The organism is Acetobacterium bakii, from assembly GCF_001263355.1.
Lineage (GTDB): Bacteria > Bacillota > Clostridia > Eubacteriales > Eubacteriaceae > Acetobacterium > Acetobacterium bakii.
The window spans coordinates 272,482-290,121 of record NZ_LGYO01000022.1; the positions used below are offsets into that span (position 1 = coordinate 272,482).

Sequence of the window (17,640 nt, forward strand, 5' to 3'; positions counted from 1 at the left end):
TTATAATCCTCCTGATACATTTAAAAATTCCTGAGCCGCTATTTTTACTGCGTCTTCAATTCGGTTGTAAGTGGAAAAGACTTTAATACCCTTTTTTTCTAATCGCTGGGATGGACCTTCCCCGATTCGCATGGTGATGACACCATCGCAATCATCCAGGGCACGGAGAATCTGCCCGATTTTATCTTCGTTATCGCCGCAATCCGCAACGTCCGTGCAATATTTACTGATGGTTCTTTTTTCTTTGAATCTTACCTCATCGTTCAGGTAGTCGTAAATATAAAGATCGGTGGCATGTCCAAAATGCTGATCCACCAGCATGCCGCCCTTGGAGACGGTGGCAAAACGCAGGCCCTTTTCAGAAGGCAAAGCTTTATCAGGCTTTGCTTTCGCGGTTTCCCTAAAGTCGATTGAAACATCCTCATCCAGTTTCCCAATGGCATCGGCCCGGCATTGCTTGCAATGGTACATTTGTTTTAAATGGGTGCCGCATTGGTCCCGGATTTCGTTGATTTGTTGGTTCGTAGCAATGGTTAGACCTTCAAAGGCACTGCCTTTAACCGGAATAAGGGGCATGATGTTAGAAATAAAACAACCAAGATCTTTCACCGTTTTTACCACTTCTTCAATGTGTTTGTCATTGATGCCCATGAGGGTAACAGTATTGATTTTAACAATGATGCCTTCATCGATGAGCATTTTAATACCCGCCATCTGATTGGCCAACAAAAGAGCGGCAGCAGCTTCACCGATGTAAAACTTGCCCATGAAGTTGACATGTTTGTATATTTTAGCGCCGATGGCAGGATCGACAGCATTGACTGTGACAGTGACATGGGATACATTGAGGGCAGCCAGTTCTTTGGCATAGTAAGGCAGCATTAAACCGTTGGTGGAGACACAAAAGGTGACATCGGGATCGTAGTCCCGGATCAGTGTAAGAGTTTGTTTAGTTTCTGCAAAATTTGCCAAAGCATCGCCAGGGCCAGCAATCCCAACCACGGTAAGGTTAGGAACCTTTTCTTTAACTACTTTGTATTTTGCGAAGGCTTCTTCGGGTGAAAGGATTGATGTGGTCACTCCCGGACGGCTTTCGTTCATACAATCAAACTTTCGCACACAATAATTACATTGAATATTGCAATCCGGTGCCACAGGAAGGTGCATTCGGGCATTTGTCTGGGAGGCGCCACAGCTGTAGCAGGGGTGGTTGGCTGTTTTTTCTGCGATGGTCATAGCTGGCTTTTGGATGTCAGGCATTGTTTCAGCCGGAGGATCAACAATATGTTCAATCATCGGTTCCAAACCATATTTGGTTTTGGCCCCTTCATTATAATAGGTGTTATAAAGTTTTTCTCTGAATCCACCTTCGACAGCCTTGAGTAGAGTGTTTGTCAGATGATCTAAAAGCATGAGAGACCCTTCATATCCTAAAGTCCGGATTCGCTGTCCGCCGACGCGGTCATGAATTGGAAAAGCACAGCGGATCAGGGGGATATGGTGTTTTTCCTCAATGCGTCGACCATCGGAATTGCCAAGCATTATATTGGCTCCCAGTCGCAGGGCTTCTTCTTCGATGGTCTCAAAATCAACATCATTTAAAATGACATACTCGTCAACGAAAAGTGCGGCAGCTAATTTAGCCAGTTCGGATTCAACGATTTCCTTTAATTGGGGATAATTGGAACCCGTAGCCACAATAATAGGCATGATGCCATTTTCACAGCAGAGCCGCACGGCGGAAACGACAAAGTCCGGTTCGCCGAAAATGGCAATTCGTCCTTCTGCATTATATTTATGGGAATCAACCATGCCATCAATATAACGACCCCGTTGTTTTTCGATTTTAACCGGGACGGGTTTATTAGACAGGGTGGATAAAACTTCAATTAATGCGTCGGTATCTCTTAAACCCATGGGAAGATTCACCCTTTGGTAAGGTACTTTGTAATTTTCAAGAAGATATACTCCAGGAGAATCTTCGGGTTTCATGGTACTTGAAATTTCGATGGTGGCTTTGGCCCCGCCCATTTTGGCAATGTCTGATATCGGTGTGCCATGCATCGGCAGGCGATCATAGGTATTCTGGTGGACGCCGTCCAGATTTTCCGAAAGATCCGGCAATAAAATATAGTCGATTTCGAATTCTGACAGCAGCTCTTTAAGATAGCGGGTATCTGCAGGACTAAGCATGGTGGTGATGATATTAACCTTATCGTTTTTTTCAGTATCCATTTCGACACTGGTGACAATGGCTTTTAACGCCCGGTTAAAACCTTCAAATTGGGTGCCACTGTAACCGGCGGATTTTACGGGAATAATCTTTACGGTTTCTTCTGGATATTGCTCGTAGAATTTATGAATAATGTATCCTACATCTTCGCCGATGGTCTCAGCTAAACAGGTGGTGGAAACCCCGATGACTTCGGGATTGTATAATTTTATGAGGTTTTGAATACCCAGGATAAGGTTTTTTTCACCGCCATACACCGTGCCTTCTTCGGTTAAAGAAGAAGAGGCAATGTCAATGGGTTCATTATAATGGGTGGCCATGTGCCGTCTTATATAGGTACTGCATCCCTGGGAGCCATGGAGAATACTCATGGATTTCTGGATGCCGTAGAAAGCATTGGCTGTTCCCATGGGCATACACATTTTACAGGGATTAACATTTAAGTTGACGAGATTTTTAGACATTTTTATTACCTCCAGGGGATATTATTTCCCAGACAGGACTGTTCATGGATAAATTAATTTCGGATGCAAAATTAAGAGTCCCTTCATAACCGGCAAGAGGATGCTTGCGCTCGTGATTATGATCACAAAATGCAATGCCGAGTTTATAGGCAAGAGGTCTTTCTTTTACGCCGCCAACTAAGATATCAGCACCCATCTCTTTCATAAAAGATTCCAGTTCGGCTGGATTAGCGTCATCCAGGACAACGGCATCGTCTTCAACCAGGCTTTGGATCATTTCATAATCCTCTTTGTTACCTGTTTGAGTTCCCACCATGACTGTTTTAATTCCGAATTCTTTAAACTGACGGATCAGTGAGATGGCTTTGAAACCGCCGCCGACATATATGGCAGCTTTTTTTCCTTCAAAATTTCGTTTGTATTTATTTAAAAGAGGGATCACTCTATTTTTTTCGTCTTCAATGAAAGCCTTGGCTTTACGGACCATTTCTGCGTCACCCATTGCATAGGCAATGCGGAGCAGCGAATCGGATGTGTCATTAACGCCAAAGAAGCTAACTTTAATGAATGGAATATCAAAATCTTCTTCCATTTGTTTAGCGAGATAGGTCATTGACCCGGCACACTGAACGAGATTGAGCTGAGCTGAGGGAGCTTTCTTCAAGGATTCGGAGGTTGCATCTCCGGTGATATTGGAAATTGCTTTGACCCCAAGGATGCGAAGGTAATTCTTAATAATCCACATTTCACCGGCAAGATTAAAATCACCTAAAATATTAACGCCAACTTCCTTAGGTGGAAGGACTTCAGGGGTAATAAGACTCATGATCGCGTTACATGCTGCTTTATATCCAGTTTTCTTGGTTCCGGAAAAGCCAGGAGATTTTACCGGGATCACACGTATGGCGTATTTTTCTTCGGCGGCCTTACAAACGGCTACGATATCGTCACCGATAACACCGACAATACAGGTGGCATAAATAAAGATTAATTTTGGAGAGTGCATGGACATGACTTCGTCAATGGCGGCAGTGAGTTTTTTTTCGCCACCAAAGATGACATCACGTTCTCTTAAATCAGTGGAATAACTGTTTCGATAGATGTCTTCTCCGCTTGAAAGGCTTCCCCGGATATCCCAGGTATAGCTGGAACAGCCAATGGGTCCATGGACAATATGAAAAGCATCGGTAATCGGGTTTAAGACAACCCGGGCACCACAAAACACACAGGCACGCTGGCTTACCGATCCGGAAATACTTTCAGCTTCACATTTAATACCACTGCCATCTCCGCTGCATTGCGAAAAACGAATCGATTCGGCTCTTTCTGGTAAAATATCATTTTCATTTCTCATTTTACAGCCTCCTTTCAAATAAAAGGGGAGAAAAACCTCCCCAATAGTGTAAATAAAATTTTGTTACATAATCATTTCCATATCTTCATCGGCACAGTCACGATCCTGACGATCCATGAGCGTGTTTAGAATCATTTCTGCTAAACGCATGCCACCTTTATATCCGACGATTGGCAGGTAAGAGTGAACATAGCGATCGACAATGGGGAAGCCGGCTCGAACTAAAGGAATATCCTCTGCCTTAGCAACGTACTTGCCATGGGTACCGCCGATAAGCAGGTCCACGCCGTCATTTTTAATCCATTGATGCAATTCAAATAAATCCATGTTGCCTTTAGCAATGCAGCCTTCAGCATCGAACTTTTCAAATAATGCATTAGCTTTTTCTTCGAAAAATTTACCAGGTGTTCCAGTTGCCAGGTATTTTGGAATCATACCCAATTCTAAAGCGAATTGCGCTAATCCCAGAACGGTATCGGGATCACCGAAAATAGCAACTTTTTTGTTTTGCGTATACTGATGAGAATCCAACAGGATATCAACCAGTTGTCCACGTTCTTCTTCAAGGGCATAGGGTACTTCATTTTTAGAAAAACGGTTTAGTGCCATGACATACTGATCTGTTAATTCAACGCCGATTGGTAATGGCAGGGTTTGATAGGGAACCTTGCATTTGGTATCCAGAAATTCTGCGGGCATGGATGAGGTGAGTTCACCTAATCCCAGTGACATTTCGCAATTTCCAAGGTCAATAATCTCCTGGATTTTAGTGCCGCCTTTGGGATACATGCTGTATGTCCCAGTCATGGGAGCATCCATAACGCCGCTGGTGTCGGGGAGCATGGTAAAGTTGACGCCCATCAGGGTCATGATTTTTTTCATTTCACGCATATCACCAGGATTTACAAAGCCTGGGAAAAGAGCGAGTTTGCCATTCTTGATGCCGGTGTTTTCAGATAAGTATTTGATCAAACCGGTAATCATGTTTGAAAATCCGGTAATGTGTGATCCGACATAGCTTGGGGTATTGGTGTGAACAACAAATTTTCCTTCCGGAATTTTAGCGTCATTGATGTAAGTAACCAGGTCATCACCGATGGTTTCACTGAGACAGGTGGTATGAACAGCGATAATATCAGGGTCGTAAATGTCAAAGATATTTTTTATGGCTGTTTTTAAATTGGAACCGCCGCCAAAAACAGAAGCGCCTTCTGTAAATGAGCTTGATGACGCAATAGCAGGATCTTTAAAATGTCTGGTTAGGAACATTCGATGAAAGGAACAGCATCCCTGTGATCCATGACTGTGAGGCATGCAATTATGAACACCTAGGGCTGCATACATTGCCCCAACCGGTTGACACGTCTTTAATGGATTGATGCGCAGTGCAGATCGTTCCGATACTTCTTTTGGGGTTAAATCTAACATTATTCCATACCTCCTATACTGCCTTCTAATGTAGGCTCAGTTTTCCAGGGCGCTTGAACTAATTCCCAGGCGGGGGTGTTAACCGCCAGGGTTACATCTCTGGCAAAGTTCACTGCTCCCTTAAATCCAGCATACGGACCGCTGTAGTCATATGAATGTAACTGTCGTGATGGGATTCCGGAACGCTGAACCACATATTTATCCTTGATTCCGGAAAAGAAAATATCTGGTTTTAATAATTTGATAAATTCCTCAGTTTCAAAATGGTTGAAGTCATCAGTGATCATCGCATCCGGACTGATATCTGCCCATAAACCTTCGTAAGACTCGATCGGTAAGCCGGCGTCTTTTAATTCCTGAATGCGTTCTGGGGTGTGAAACGTTCTGAATTTAGCAGGGTCTTTTTCCACGGTAATGCTTTCGATGTTTTTAGAGTCTGCATCCATTTTAAGGGGCAATATCTGACGGCCTTCGTAATCATCACGATGGGCGAATTCATAACCGCCTAAAACGACTTCGACACCAAGACTTTTTAATAAATTGATGTAATGATGGGTTCTTGACCCGCCAACATAAACGGCGGCTGTTTTGCCCTCAAGCTTGGTTTTAAATTCGCTCATGGTTACTTTGATTTCATCTTCCTCATCAGCAATAACAGCTTCTGTTTTTGCGGTTAAGTCAGGATCGTTGAAAAATGCGGCAACATCTCTGAGTGACTGCTTAATACCTTCAAGTCCAATAAAATTGACTTTCAACCATTCGGTCCCATATTTTGTTTTTAACATTTCAGCAATATAGTTGATGGAACGATGACATTGAACCAGGTTGAGGTCGGCAATATGGGCATTTTTCATTTCTGCATAACTGCCATCACCGGTCATAACGGATACAATATTGTAACCGATACGTTTTAGTACCCGTCCAATTTCCCAGCCGTCACCGCCAATATTGTATTCACCCAAAAGGTTGATGGAATATTTGACATGGTCGGCGTCACCGGTGCCGATAATATTTTTCATTAAACCATTGTTGGCAATATGATGTCCGCCGGATTGGCTGACACCTTTGTATCCTTCACAACTAAAGGCAACAACCTTAATACCATACAGTTCTTCGGCCTCAGCTGCTACGGCATGAATATCATCCCCGATGAGTCCGACCGGGCAGGTGGAGGCAATCATAATACAGGCGGGATTGAAAATTTCGACGGCCTCTTTAATGGCTTTTTTTAATTTTTTCTCACCACCAAAGACGATGTCTGTTTCCTGCATATCGGTTGAAAAGCAGTATTCGGAAAAGTTCTTGGTAGTTTCATCATGCTTGGACTTGTGACGTCTGGTGCCCCAGGTGTAATAGCTACAGCCGATGGGTCCATGAACGATTTGGACAACATCTTTTAATGGCCCGAGCACCACCCCTTTACAGCCGGCGTAACAGCAGCCGCGGTTTGTTAATATTCCGGGAATTGCCCGGGTATCAGCGGCGATGATATTGGGCTCGCCATTTTCAATTTCTATGACATGTTCTTTTCTGTTTTTATATATTTTTGAACTATATTTATCGAGTACTTTTTCTCTTGAATTCAATTGAATCACCTCTTTCTAAAATGCGTCGGCATTTTTTTCTCCACTACGTACACGAATGGATTCCTCAATGGGAAGGATAAATATTTTTCCATCCCCGGCGTTGTCTGTGGTATTCGTATCGATAATAATGGAAACGACTTTATCAACATCATCATCTTCAACAATGAGGGTGAAGAATCGCTTTGAAATTAATCGAGTTGGTTCAGTCAGTGCCTCGCCGGCAGTTGATATAGGCATTTCACCGGAATCAACTATATCCTGAATGAGTGATAAATCAACTGTTTTTTTGCCTCGACCAAGAACCTTTAAGCAGGTAAAGGCTGGAAAGCCTTCCTTAACAAGTGCTTCTTTGGTTTGGTTTACTTTATTCTGTCGAATAATTGCCATAACTTCTTTCATTTTAATGCCTCCTTTTACAGGCCTGATTTTCCAGTACTGATCGTATATGCTTCTTCAACGGGTGAGATAAAAATACGACCATCTCCGAATGCACCTTTTTCGCCTGTTTTTGCGTTTTTCATGACAATTCTGACAACATCGTCTTTATCTTCATCATTAACAATACAAAGTAACATAACTTTTGGGAGTTCATCGTAATAAACTTCTCCAACTTTAATTCCCTTTTGTTTGCCGCGTCCATAAACATCCAGTTTAGTTACGGCTGAAAAACCGCCGGATAACATTTCCGTTAATACAACTCCCGCTTTTTCGGGTCTGATAATTGCTCTGATCATTAACATAAGTTTTTTCTCCCTTTCAATTCTAAATTAAATATCCATCAGTCCATGTTCCATCAGGATTTCTTCGAGTCGATCCTGCTTCATGGGTTTTGGAACAACAAACATTGTATTGCTATCAATTGCTTCGGCCAGATTTCGATATTCCTGGGCCTGATCAGCAGTATCATCAAATTCCAATACGGTTTTTTTGTTAATTTCAGCACGCTGTACCATGTTGTCACGGGGAACAAAGTAAATCATTTGACTTCCCAATTCTTTGGCAAAGGCTTCAACCAGTTCTTTTTCACCGTCAACGTTACGACTGTTGCAGATGATTCCGCCTAAACGAATACCGCCGGTGGTCGCATATTTCTGAACACCTTTGGCAATATTGTTGGCAGCATACAGGGCCATCATTTCTCCGGAAGCGACGATATAGATTTCCTGAGCTTTTCCTTCACGCATCGGCATTGCAAATCCGCCGCAAACAACATCGCCTAAAACATCATAGAATACATAATCGAGATCATCGGTATAAGCGCCTAATTGTTCAAGCATTCCGATTGAGGTGATAATACCACGACCGGCACAGCCAACACCTGGTTCAGGACCACCGGATTCAACACACATAATATCTCGAAATCCCGGTTTTAAGATGGCATCCAGTTCAATTTCTTCACCCTCTTCACGAAGGGTATCAAGTACGGTCTTTTGTGCTAAACCGCCAAGCAGTAAACGGGTTGAATCTGCTTTTGGATCACATCCAACGACCATGATCTTCTTTCCCATATTTCCAAGTCCAGCGGTTAAGTTTTGAGTGGTAGTGGACTTGCCAATGCCGCCTTTACCATAAATTGCAATTTGTCTCATAATCTCTCCTCCAAGTATTGTTTTATAGAATTCAATGTGTTATCCGAAGGACGAAACGAGGTCTTACTATTCTAAGAAATTGGAATAGTAAGACCTCGTTGTCTTGCGGATGGGTATTTAATTGTTTAGAAAAAAGAAGTCTCAGTTGGTCACACGATTGTGACGAACTAAGACTTCTTTGTCTAGGGGTGGATTTAAGTGGAAAGACAAAAAGAGATCTTAGTCAGCTGCAATACCTGCAACCGGCTAAGACCTCATCGTCTAAAGGTTAAATCCATATGTCATTGTTTTCTATGGGCTAATTATCTGTGTTTTAGAACCAATTGTCAAGACAAGTATGATGTAAACCCTTTTCATAATACCTGCATATCCGAATGGTTCTGATTGCTTTGATAAAATTGACTGTTTTAAATTGTATACAAAGTACAATTTTCCCGGTTATAAAAGGAATGAAAACAGTTTCAATGATTTCATAAAAGAGCAAACCGATTGGGTAATGTTTCTTAAGAGTTCCTTAAGTATAGCTGTGACGTCAACCGCAATGGGAGCATTCAGAACAATTGCCGCAGGCTTTGGTCTCAGGATCGTCAATGATGATTGCCTTGACTTTTGATTGGGTGAGATCCACCGTAAGCTCAGAATCCTGGGTAATAACAATAGTATCGACCGAAAATTCAATTTTTATGGGTTCCGGAAAAAAGCGTTCCGGATCAATTTTCCCGCGTTTCATCAGGGGCTTAATGATTTTTTTTTCCTCGCCGGTCGAAATACTGATGGCGCTATTTAAGGTCATCAGCGATTTAATTTTGCCAACTTCATCATAGCAAACAGAGTTTTCATCCCCATTAACGCCATGAGCATTGCTGTCATAGGCGATGACGATGCCAATGGGTGTATTAATCGGTTCCGGGCGAGCGGGTTCAAAACTTTTCAGGCTGCCATCCTCATATAGGGCTAAACCATAGCGGATATAGACTAAGCCATCAGGACTCATCAGTTCAATGGATTCTCCGGGCCACAGGGTCAGGCTTTTTAAGGAGCCGCTTTCGTAAAAACAGATGCTGATAACCTTAACCGAAAAAGTGCCGATTGCTAAATCAAAATCAATGGGTGTTGCAAGCTTAGCCTCTTCCTCTTCGCTCCAATAGCCATCAATCTGCCCGTTAAGGGGAAAGAAGCGATGAATATTGCCATCTTCGTAAAAACTGATCCGTTCAACAGATAAAACACCAAGCGAGGTTTTTGCTTCAACCGCTTCGTTAAGAGCAATGCTTTTTAAATTTCCATTTTGGAAAAATTCAAGCGCTACACTTTCCCGTTTTCTTGGCCGGGGTGGGCCGTAGCTTGGGATCAGGGTTCCCACGGGCGTTTTAATCAGGTTCTTTTCGTCCAGGGTACAAGCCTTGGGGGAACCATCAGGATAGGTCTCTAAATAAGCGACGCCTTCCAATTTACCGTATTTTTCTAAATTTAATGTGGACATAATAGCCTCCTATTTTTGGCAGTTGGTATGGGTAATAAGGACATGAGTTTTACCATCATTTTTTTGGTCCATAGCATAGGTCAGATTCAGGGAGTCGAAAATTTTATCAAACCAGGGCGGAACATGTTCGCAGACAAGATCAAGGGAAAGGAAGGGAACATTCTTAAAAAATGGCAGCAGTGCCATTTTGGAACTGATTTCCGGGGCATTCTTTTGAAGCTGGTTCAGATTAAAGAAGAAGTCACCGGGAGAATTGGTTTCGGTGGGAGCCTCGGGTGGCTTTTGTTTGGCGGCTTCCACAGCAGTGCTGATTAAATCCTGCTGGATGGCATCCAATAGCTCTAAATCAAAACTTTCAACTTCACAGATAATGAAGCGGGCCTTATCAAAGGTGTGATAGGGGATCCCTGTCATGGATCGGGTAATGATAATTCGGCAGTCTTCAAATTCAGCAATCATTTGCTTAATGTTTTCGCGAATGGTTCCAAGTTCTCCCATAAGACTGGGTGTATAGGGAACTGCTTTTGATTTTTGCCAGGAATCCTTTTTTTTATAAAATAAATCCCAATGGGTCATCGTATCAAAACTTGAGATGCGATCATTAGCATCGAAAAAAACGGCCATTGCATTGTGCTTTTCCAGTTTCATTTTATTACCTCCAGACGTTTTTTAACTTTTTCAGAATATAATAATCTATGTAGAATAGGGGTAGTATAGCATACAAAAATTATTTAAATCTGTTTTTTAGAATGCATACCTGGCTCAAATATTTAATGAAAAGGTTTAAATGACTAGCAAGCGGAGGGCGTTATTCTCGGCCTTTATTAGAAAGCATTTCCAGATTAAAAAAAAATTAGTTTATTTAAAAAAAAATTAAAATTAAGAATTACTAAAGAAAAAGCATCCTGATCTTGAAAGATCAAAATGCTATGGGGGGGCCATAAATCAGAGTAAAGTCAGATAAAGGTTAGTTGTGTATCGCGCTGCTCGATCTTGTATCTTGATATAATATCAGACATTTTGTAGAGCATTGACAGTCGATTGCACTCTTTGGTAAAGTTTGCATAAAGGGCCTTTGCGTTGGGGCTGCTGCAATTGTATTGGTTCCCAAATTCCAGCATGTATTTTTGTTTTATGGTTGGAAAATGCTGATCCAGCTGATCATAAAAGTATTCCCGTTGTTTGTCACGAAGGGTGACGCCGAAACACGGATAAATAAACCCAGCGCCATTTTCTTTGCCGCGTCGGACAATTTCCAAAATATTCTCCTGCGTGTCATTGATAAAAGGCAGAATGGGCATTAGCAGAATGCCGCAATAAATGCCATGATCAGATAACTCTTTGATGGCCTGAAACCGCTCACTGCTAACCGGAACATGCGGTTCGATTTTTTTACAAAGAGCATCATCGGCGGTGGTTATGGTCATTTTAACGATAACCGGGGAGCGTTTCCGGATGTCGTTTAACACATCGATATCCCGGGTAATAAGAGGGCTTTTGGTGGCAATGGCAACCCCAAAGCCATGGGTTCTGATGATTTCCAGAGCGTGCCGGGTCAGTTGCAATTCCTTTTCAAAGGGATTATAGGGATCACTCATGGCACCGGTACCAACAACCCCTTTTTTCATTTTCCGGCTGAGATTATCCCGGATGACGGCCAGAGCATTTTCCTTGGCCCGGACCCGATCAAAATCTTCGATTCGGTAGCAGTCACTCCGGCTGTCACAATAGATGCACCCATGACTGCAGCCTTTATAGATGTTCATGTTATATTCGGTGCCAAACCAGGCGGTACCCTTTGTTCGGGTCACGATATTTTTTGCGGGTATGTATTCCATTGGATCGTCCTCGCTTTAATAAATTATCTGTTTATCGCACAATTAACCCCATTAATTTGGCCAGTTCCGCCGCCTGATAGGTGGTTACAATGGCACCCTTTAATTCGTCGCCGGACACCACCAGACCATCGATTTGACTGCTGGTAAAATCGATGTTTTTTAAGGGCGTTTTGAAAAAACTGGTCTCAATAAAGCGAACCTCATTAAGCTCTAAATTTTTTAGGTTGCATTCGGAAATGGTCGAATGACTCATATCGCACTCGGAAATTCCAAAATCTTTGATTTTGCATTTTCCGAAGTTGGCGTATTGAAAATTGCTGTTGATCAGGGATGTGTCCTGGATTTGGGCATTGTTAAAATCAGATCCCATCACCTTGCATGAAGAGAATTCGCAGCGGCTAAAGTACCCGTCGCTAAAATCGCTATTGGACAGGTTGCTGGATTTAAAAAGAACATCCCGGCAATCGATTTTATTAAACGAACAATTTATAAATTCGCAGTTTTCGAATATAATGTCTTTAAAGACAGCTTTTGATAAATCAAGAGCTTTAAAAACAAGACCCTTAAAATACTTCTCTTCAATATCGGATTCCTCCTGCTGAGCAACCTCTAAAAGCGACAATAAATCCTCTGAAACACCAAGGTCTTTTGTAATATTAGGCTTTGTAATTTTCATTGATTAACCTCTTTTATTAAATATGAAATGGTTGTTTTGAACTTTTATCGTAATCAATCCTTCCAATTCCACCATTTGAGTTTTTCAGGCTCATGGATTTCGTTTTCGGCAAAATAAACCGCCAGGCGATAGACGTAGAGAACACAGCGGTCTTCTTTAAAACCCTTGAACACACAGTCTTTTGCATACATTGCTTCAGGATCCTGTTCTTTTAAATCCTCCACATAATGGTAACCGATATTTATCAGATGCTGTTTCATATTTTTACCCACCCCAGGGATTGTTAACAAATCGGTCTGCATAGTATCACCTCAATTATAATATTACATTCATGATTGATCAGTCAGCTTACTTTAAAATATTTTACCATAAAAGGGCCGGTCCATTTGCATTTTTAAGGAATAAAGCTTATAATTTTCTTCGTAATCAAAAGAAGAAAAGTAAAGAAAGCAGGAGAAATGATGGAAATATCTCAGCGTATTCAAAAGATGGGGGAACCCGCTCTGCTTAAATATTATTCAATGGTTAACACAGTTCAAAAAAAAGGGAAAAAAGTATATTTTCTTAACATTGGTCAGCCGGATATACCAACCCCGGTAGGCTTTTTGGAATGTCTGAATTGCTTTGACGAAAAGGTCCTGGCTTATCAGGCCCCTGAAGGAATCAGGCCGCTGAGAGAAGCAGCCTGCGGTTACTATCGGCGATTGGGTCTTGATTATACTATCGAAGATCTATTTGTAACCAATGGCGGAAGTGAAGCCCTGTTGTTCACCTTTATCGGAATCTGTAACCCTGGGGATGAAATTCTCACAGCCGAGCCCCTGTACAGCATTTACAAAGAAATGGCTGCCGCCACGAATGTGACGCTGGTGGGCTTTAAAACCTATGCCGAGGATGGTTTCGCCCTTCCGGATAGTGCGGTTATTGAAGCTGCCATCACTGAGAAAACCAGGGCTATTTTAATGACCAATCCTGGCAACCCAACCGGAAAGGTTTTTACCCAACAAGAAATTACGGTTCTTAAAGAGCTGGCATTAAAACACGATCTCTATCTGATTTCTGATGAAGTTTACCGGGAATTTATCTATGATGATCAGGTTTATCTGAGCCCGTCCCAGCAGCCTGATCTCGAACAGAACTTTATTCTCATTGACAGCATTTCCAAGCGCTACAGTGCCTGCGGCGCACGGATCGGATTTATTATATCAAAAAATAAACGGTTAATGAAGCAATTAAAAAAGCTGTGTCAGATGCGCTTATCAGTATCCACCATTGATCAGATTGGTGCGGTTTCTTTGTTTGCCCTGGAGCAGAACTTTTTTGATGAAATATTGGCAGAATATGCCCACCGTCGTGAAATTGTTTATCAGGCACTACAGGAAATTCCCGGACTGATCTGTAAAGAGCCCAAAGGTGCTTTTTATTTTATGGCGAAACTTCCCATCCGGGATGCCAGTCATTTTATCGAATGGATGATCACTGATTTTGATTATCTGGGAGAAACCGTGCTTTTATCACCGGCCAACGATTTCTATTTAAATCCGGCTGACGGTGCCGATGAGGTACGCATCGCCTATGTACTCAAGGAGCGGGACATGCTCGCGGCCATGGAAATACTAAAACAGGGATTGTCGGCCTACGGCCTTACCTTCCCGGAATCACGCAAATAAAAAAACAAGGAGAAAAAATTGGAAATAAAAACAGTAAAAAAGGGCCAGGATTACCTGGGCTATTTATTCATTAAATCACAGATGACCAAAACAGCTACTAACGGGAATCGTTATTTTAATATGGTTTTAAATGATGTCAACTTCGACGAAATCGAAGGGAAAAAATGGGACGTGAAACCGGGCGATGAAGACCTGTTCACCAATGGGAAGCTGGTCAAAATCAAGGGCAAGGTCCAGGAATTCAACAACCGTCTTCAGCTCATCGTTGAAAAAATGCGGATTATCGATGAAAGCGATGACGTCAGCGTGGATGATTATGTGGAAACCGTGCCAGTGGGCATTGAGGAGATGATGGGTTTCGTCAATGATACCATTGATGATTTTACAAACGATGACATCCGTACCATTACAAACCGGATATTCAATGATAAAACTGAAAACCTGGTCTATTTTCCAGCAGCAAAAAAACATCACCACGCCATCAAGGGAGGCCTGCTCTACCATCTTTATACCATGCTTAGAATCGGGAAAAGCCTGGCCGGCATCTATCCTTTTATCAATAAGGATTTGCTCTATGCCGGGATTATCCTCCATGATATTGGAAAAGTCAATGAAATGGTGTCCGATGAAAATGGGGCAGTGTCCGACTACACCCCGGAAGGAAAGCTGTTAGGTCATATTACCCAGGAAATTGTCGAACTTGAAATCGTCGGCCGTGAGCTGGGAACGGATGCCGAATGTATTATGCTGCTTAAGCACATGATTCTTTCGCACCACTACCAGCCGGAATTTGGAAGTCCAAAACGACCCATGTTCCCAGAGGCTGAACTGCTGCATCATATTGATATGATCGACGCCAGAATGTTTACCATGGAAAAAGCCTTGGATCGTGTCGAACCAGGGAAATTCACCGAGCAGAACTGGAGTCTTGATGGGATTAGTTTGTATCGCAGAAGCTTTGAATAGGCGCTGAGCGGATGGCGATTATTTCGAAAGAAAAAAGACGCATTGCCTGTTATGAATCCGATTACAATGGTCGCATGCTGCCAACCACAGCCATGAATTACTTTCAGGAATTGTCCACCAATCAGGGGGATCGCCTGGGAATTGGCGGCGATTTTTTACTGGAAAAACAGATCGCCTGGTTTTTGGTTAAATATGTGATTGAGTTTGTATCCTATCCAAACTACAAGGACGAAATAACCGTGACCACCGAGGCGACGGGAATGGATAAATTTTGTGCCACCAGACGTTTTACCATCGAAGATTTTTCGGGTCAGCCCACTGTCATTGCCAATACCCAGTGGCTGCTCATCAATCGTGAGACTGAAAAAATGGAACGGGTAAACAATCACCCGGAATTCGATGCTTATGAATGCTTTAAAAAAGGACAACCCTTATTCAAAAATCTTACAAAAATTTCAGACAGCAAAATGGAAAAGACCTTTAACGTGCGGTTTTTGGACATCGATTTCAATAAGCATGTTAACCATGTTAAGTATCTCGCCTGGGCGATTGAAGTGCTGCCCTTGGAAGTGGTTAAAACAATGGCTTTAAGGGAAGTTAAGATCGTTTATAAAGCCCAGTGTTTTTATGGTGACCAGGTTAAAGCTTTGGGTGAAATGGTCGGCGAATGCCATTATCGGGTGGATATTGTAAACCAGGAGAACAGCATGCTTTGCCAGCTGGAATTATTGTTAAATTAGGGTCAATTGGAATAAGAAAGCATACCTTGAAGGGATGCTTGAGATTGGTGAGATAATCGTCCTGGGGACAATGGTAAATCGTTGTGTGCTGCAAGATCGGACAGGCTAAGGCCTGTTCGCCTTGAGGCACACAACTGATGTTACGATTGTCCCCAGGACTTACTTTTCTGTTTTATCGGTACGTAATGTAAAAAATATCCTGGGGACAATGGTAAATCGTTATGTGCTGCAAGATCGTACAGGCTAAGGCCTGTTCGCCTTGATGCACACAACTGATGTTACGATTGTCCCCAGGACTTACTTTTCAGTTTTACGATAGTCGCAGAACACTTTAACTGGTGTTCTTTTTTTTATCTACGTCGGGGATGTCAACCTATCGCCAACGAAAGCGATGAATTTATTCATGATCATTATCGTTGAAATTATCTTCCAGTTGCTTTTGCCGTTTTTTTACCAGGGTGCCGCTGATAAATAGTGCCGCAAAAATCAGGGCAAACATCAACGCAAAAATAAAGGCGGTGAGCGCTCCGAGACCCAGCAGATAATCTTTTAAATAATCATTATTCATATACATGGTAATGGCATAAATAACAGCAAAGACACCGGAGCCGATGAGACTGTATATCAGATAGTTTTTAGTGGTGGGTTTGCTGTAAAAATCCCATTGTCCTCTTTTATAGCAGCCCACCATGATCCCACCGCAGCAGATCATAAAGATTGTCCATTCAAAAGCCCACTGTGTAAACGGAGCATCAAGGAACATGGACTGGACAATAATACTACCCAGAAGCAGCCAGAAAACAATCCAGAAGCACACATGCTCAATTTTATACAGTTCCATTTCCTGGCGTTCATCCACCACTTTTTTAAATTTTTTCATTATCATTTTCCTCCCAAAATAGATCGTTTAGTGTTTTTCCCAAAGCTTTGCAGATGGCGATGCACAACTGTAACGAAGGATTAAATTTTCCAGCTTCAATCATACCAATGGTTTGTCTGGTGACACCCACCCGTTTGGCCAGCTCTTCCTGGGAGAGATCCATTTCTGCCCGGGCAACTTTTAATTTTATATTTTTCATCTGATGACCACTCCTTTGTGTATATAGTACAATATATAATATAAAATGTCAAATATATATTGCATATAGAAATATATAGTAAGCAGAATCTATTTATTTAGGTGATAACTCTGCTTTGTTATGAAGTAATCCGTTAAAATAAAAATGCCAAGGACAGGTTGCACGGATAGATTGATATAACTGGGAGTTGAAAGGACTTAGATCAAAGAATTAGTTCAATAGCAAACCAAATCAGAAATAGTATTTTCAACTATTTTACTAAAATTGTAAAATAAGTGTATTTGAAAATAATTAAATCAATAAACGTTACTAAATAGTGATAAAAGATTAATTAAAGTGACTTACAGTAGATAAATCGTTAGAAATTATTGCATTAAATTGCTATAGAGTAAAAAATAAATAGAAAAATATTAGGAAAATACATAAAACAGTATACAATAGTTTAAAAATTAGTAAAATTTTGCTATATTAAACAATTGATTTTTAGCATAGAATCATTTATTATTAACATAGTGTTAAAAATTTATCAAACTA

At 41.7% G+C, this 17,640-nt stretch carries 17 protein-coding genes; 3 read left to right on the forward strand and 14 right to left on the reverse strand.

The window, feature by feature from the left end; all coding sequences use genetic code 11:
- The 12 genes from nifB to AKG39_RS10230 all read right to left on the reverse strand — a co-directional run bounded on the left by nifB (position 1) and on the right by AKG39_RS10230 (position 12,953).
- Positions 1 to 2,697, reverse strand: coding sequence for a nitrogenase cofactor biosynthesis protein NifB (gene nifB / locus AKG39_RS10175; protein ID WP_201780269.1), 2,697 nt, complete (start codon positions 2,695 to 2,697; stop codon positions 1 to 3).
- The gene (gene nifE / locus AKG39_RS10180) at positions 2,690 to 4,051 is read right to left on the reverse strand and encodes a nitrogenase iron-molybdenum cofactor biosynthesis protein NifE (protein ID WP_050740284.1); all 1,362 of its coding nucleotides are present in this window, start codon (positions 4,049 to 4,051) and stop codon (positions 2,690 to 2,692) included. The genes nifB and nifE overlap by 8 nt, the downstream gene beginning before the upstream one ends.
- Positions 4,052 to 4,114: 63 nt before the next feature.
- Complete coding sequence (locus AKG39_RS10185; protein ID WP_050740285.1) at positions 4,115 to 5,479, reverse strand: nitrogenase component 1; 1,365 nt, start codon at positions 5,477 to 5,479, stop codon at positions 4,115 to 4,117.
- Positions 5,479 to 7,065 carry a nitrogenase molybdenum-iron protein alpha chain gene (gene nifD, locus AKG39_RS10190; RefSeq protein ID WP_050740286.1) on the reverse strand — a complete coding sequence of 529 codons (1,587 nt, stop codon included), beginning with the start codon at positions 7,063 to 7,065 and terminating at the stop codon, positions 5,479 to 5,481. Before nifD ends, AKG39_RS10185 begins: the two co-directional genes overlap by 1 nt.
- A gap of 15 nt (positions 7,066 to 7,080) precedes the next feature.
- On the reverse strand, positions 7,081 to 7,464 hold the full coding sequence (locus AKG39_RS10195) for a P-II family nitrogen regulator (RefSeq protein WP_050740287.1): 384 nt from the start codon (positions 7,462 to 7,464) through the stop codon (positions 7,081 to 7,083).
- 14 nt (positions 7,465 to 7,478) lie between these two features.
- The gene (locus AKG39_RS10200; protein WP_050740288.1) at positions 7,479 to 7,805 is read right to left on the reverse strand and encodes a P-II family nitrogen regulator; all 327 of its coding nucleotides are present in this window, start codon (positions 7,803 to 7,805) and stop codon (positions 7,479 to 7,481) included.
- 27 nt (positions 7,806 to 7,832) lie between these two features.
- The gene (gene nifH / locus AKG39_RS10205) at positions 7,833 to 8,654 is read right to left on the reverse strand and encodes a nitrogenase iron protein (RefSeq protein ID WP_050740289.1); all 822 of its coding nucleotides are present in this window, start codon (positions 8,652 to 8,654) and stop codon (positions 7,833 to 7,835) included.
- 532 nt (positions 8,655 to 9,186) lie between these two features.
- On the reverse strand, positions 9,187 to 10,137 hold the full coding sequence (locus AKG39_RS10210) for a hypothetical protein (protein ID WP_050740290.1): 951 nt from the start codon (positions 10,135 to 10,137) through the stop codon (positions 9,187 to 9,189).
- Positions 10,138 to 10,146: 9 nt separating this feature from the next.
- On the reverse strand, positions 10,147 to 10,785 hold the full coding sequence (locus AKG39_RS10215) for a Fe-only nitrogenase accessory AnfO family protein (protein ID WP_050740291.1): 639 nt from the start codon (positions 10,783 to 10,785) through the stop codon (positions 10,147 to 10,149).
- A gap of 308 nt (positions 10,786 to 11,093) precedes the next feature.
- Positions 11,094 to 11,975: an SPL family radical SAM protein gene (locus AKG39_RS10220; RefSeq protein WP_050740292.1), complete on the reverse strand. Its 882-nt coding sequence runs from the start codon at positions 11,973 to 11,975 to the stop codon at positions 11,094 to 11,096.
- Between the two features lie 31 nt (positions 11,976 to 12,006).
- The gene (locus tag AKG39_RS10225; protein ID WP_050740293.1) at positions 12,007 to 12,651 is read right to left on the reverse strand and encodes a pentapeptide repeat-containing protein; all 645 of its coding nucleotides are present in this window, start codon (positions 12,649 to 12,651) and stop codon (positions 12,007 to 12,009) included.
- A gap of 53 nt (positions 12,652 to 12,704) precedes the next feature.
- The gene (locus AKG39_RS10230; protein ID WP_050740294.1) at positions 12,705 to 12,953 is read right to left on the reverse strand and encodes a helix-hairpin-helix domain-containing protein; all 249 of its coding nucleotides are present in this window, start codon (positions 12,951 to 12,953) and stop codon (positions 12,705 to 12,707) included.
- Positions 12,954 to 13,112: 159 nt separating this feature from the next.
- Between AKG39_RS10230 and AKG39_RS10235 the strand changes: the two genes are divergently transcribed.
- From AKG39_RS10235 to AKG39_RS10245, 3 genes are read left to right on the forward strand one after another with little or no spacing between them, the layout of a single operon-like run.
- Positions 13,113 to 14,321, forward strand: a complete 1,209-nt coding sequence (locus tag AKG39_RS10235) for a pyridoxal phosphate-dependent aminotransferase (protein ID WP_050740295.1) — start codon at positions 13,113 to 13,115, stop codon at positions 14,319 to 14,321.
- 18 nt (positions 14,322 to 14,339) lie between these two features.
- Positions 14,340 to 15,287, forward strand: coding sequence for a 3'-5' exoribonuclease YhaM family protein (locus tag AKG39_RS10240; RefSeq protein WP_050740296.1), 948 nt, complete (start codon positions 14,340 to 14,342; stop codon positions 15,285 to 15,287).
- A gap of 11 nt (positions 15,288 to 15,298) precedes the next feature.
- Positions 15,299 to 16,027, forward strand: coding sequence for an acyl-[acyl-carrier-protein] thioesterase (locus AKG39_RS10245; protein WP_050740297.1), 729 nt, complete (start codon positions 15,299 to 15,301; stop codon positions 16,025 to 16,027).
- A gap of 397 nt (positions 16,028 to 16,424) precedes the next feature.
- On the opposite strand, the gene AKG39_RS10250 is transcribed toward AKG39_RS10245, so the two are convergent.
- Positions 16,425 to 16,907 (reverse strand): DUF6773 family protein, encoded by a 483-nt coding sequence (locus tag AKG39_RS10250; protein ID WP_050740298.1) that lies wholly within the window; start codon positions 16,905 to 16,907, stop codon positions 16,425 to 16,427.
- Positions 16,894 to 17,106: a helix-turn-helix transcriptional regulator gene (locus tag AKG39_RS10255; RefSeq protein WP_050740299.1), complete on the reverse strand. Its 213-nt coding sequence runs from the start codon at positions 17,104 to 17,106 to the stop codon at positions 16,894 to 16,896. Before AKG39_RS10255 ends, AKG39_RS10250 begins: the two co-directional genes overlap by 14 nt.
- Positions 17,107 to 17,640: the final 534 nt, after the last annotated feature.